This window comes from Stenotrophomonas maltophilia group sp. RNC7 (assembly GCF_030910085.1).
Lineage (GTDB): Bacteria > Pseudomonadota > Gammaproteobacteria > Xanthomonadales > Xanthomonadaceae > Stenotrophomonas > Stenotrophomonas sepilia.
In genome coordinates this window covers 1-1,678 of sequence record NZ_JAVFVN010000323.1, presented here as the reverse complement: position 1 = coordinate 1,678, position 1,678 = coordinate 1, and the positions used below count along the sequence as shown (strand labels likewise).

Sequence of the window (1,678 nt, the reverse complement as noted above, 5' to 3'; positions counted from 1 at the left end):
GAAAAACATGACTTAATTACTATTGTTTTGTACTGGCAGGTGGGGATTGTGGGGCCTGTGGCGAAGGATGGTTCTACCGGGGAGGCACTGATGCAAAAGGCCCCGGAAACCGGGGCCTTTATCGAAAAATGCAAGGTTGGTCAGACGAACTGGCCGAGGCCCGGGATCGCGCCGATAACGGCATCGACGGGTTCGTCGCCGGCCTTTTCCTTGGCAAAGCGGATGGTCTCCTTGGCGACGCCGGAAATCTCGCCCATGCCGAGGCCAGCGCCCATGAGCTGCGAGCCCAGACCCATCACGCCGCCCATCAGGCCGGACAGGAAGCCGCCGCCCTTGACCTGCGAAATCGCTTCTTCAGCGCCCGGAAATGCTGCGAGAAGCTTCTGGACTTCCGCCTCCGGACCTTCCTTCTGCAGGAAGGCGAGGATCATGCCGACTGCCTTTTCTGCCGTTGCCGCATCGATGCCAACTTTGGAGGTGATGCGTGCGATCAGTTCTTCCATGGAAACTCTCCCAAAAATCTTACGTTTACGTAATATGCATTCTCGGTTTCGCTTTGCAAGCCGCCGGGAGCGAAAATATTGGAACATGGTTCCGAAAAAGTGGGAGCGGGCTTCGGACATGATCATATTCAGACAAAACCTGAGAGCGGGACGGCGGGACAACTTACAAACATCCCGCTCCTGGAGAACACGGCTCCTGACAGGACGGCATAATTACGCCGTTCTAATTTCCTGCAGTTCCAGTTCTTCGATCATGGCCTGTCGCATGACGAATTTCTGGATTTTGCCGGTCACGGTCATCGGAAACTGATCCACGAAGCGGATATGCGCCGGAACCTTGTAATGCGCGATCCGCTGCCGGCAATATTCGCTGAGGTCCTCTTCGGACAGTTGGGCGTCCTTGTGCAGCTTGACCCAGGCGCAGATGATTTCGCCGAACTTCCGGTCCGGAATGCCGAATATCTGGACGTCGCTGATCGCCGGATGGGCAAACAGGAACTCTTCGATCTCGCGCGGGTAGATATTCTCGCCGCCGCGAATGATGAGATCCTTTATGCGCCCGACGATGTTGCAATAACCTTCCTCGTCTATGGTCGCGAGGTCTCCCGTGTGCATCCAGCCCGCATCGTCAATGGCTCCGGCTGAACTTTCCGCGTCGTTCCAGTAGCCGCGCATGACGCTGTAGCCGCGCGTCAGCAATTCGCCCTTTTCGCCGCGCGGCACGACCTTGCCATCCGCATCCACGATCTTCACCTCCAGATGCGGGTGAATGCGCCCGACCGTGGAGACGCGCCGCTCCAGCGGATCGGACGTCGAACTCTGAAAACTGACCGGGCTCGTCTCGGTCATGCCGTAGGCGATGGTGATTTCGTCTTGATGCATCTCGCTCACGACACGCCGCATGACTTCGATGGGGCAGGGCGACCCGGCCATGATGCCGGTGCGCAGGCTCGAAAGGTCGAAGCGGCTGAAGTCTGGATGATCCAGCATCGCGATGAACATGGTCGGCACGCCATGCAGGCCGGTGCATTGCTCCTCCTCGACGGTCTGCAGCGTCAGGAAAGGATCGAAACTGTCGTTTGGGATTACCATGCAGGAGCCGTGAGTGACGCAGGCGAGATTGCCGAGCACCATACCGAAGCAATGGTAGAACGGCACCGGGATGCAGAGCCGGT

Annotated in this window: 2 protein-coding genes; both read right to left on the bottom strand. The window is 58.1% G+C overall.

Annotation, left to right across the window (positions count from 1 at the left end):
- Positions 1 to 140 precede the first annotated feature (140 nt).
- The gene (locus tag RCF13_RS05350) at positions 141 to 503 is read right to left on the bottom strand and encodes a DUF2267 domain-containing protein (RefSeq protein WP_006466320.1); all 363 of its coding nucleotides are present in this window, start codon (positions 501 to 503) and stop codon (positions 141 to 143) included.
- 213 nt (positions 504 to 716) lie between these two features.
- A partial coding sequence (locus RCF13_RS05345) for an AMP-binding protein (protein WP_308140930.1) occupies positions 717 to 1,678 on the bottom strand: 962 nt, incomplete at its 5' end.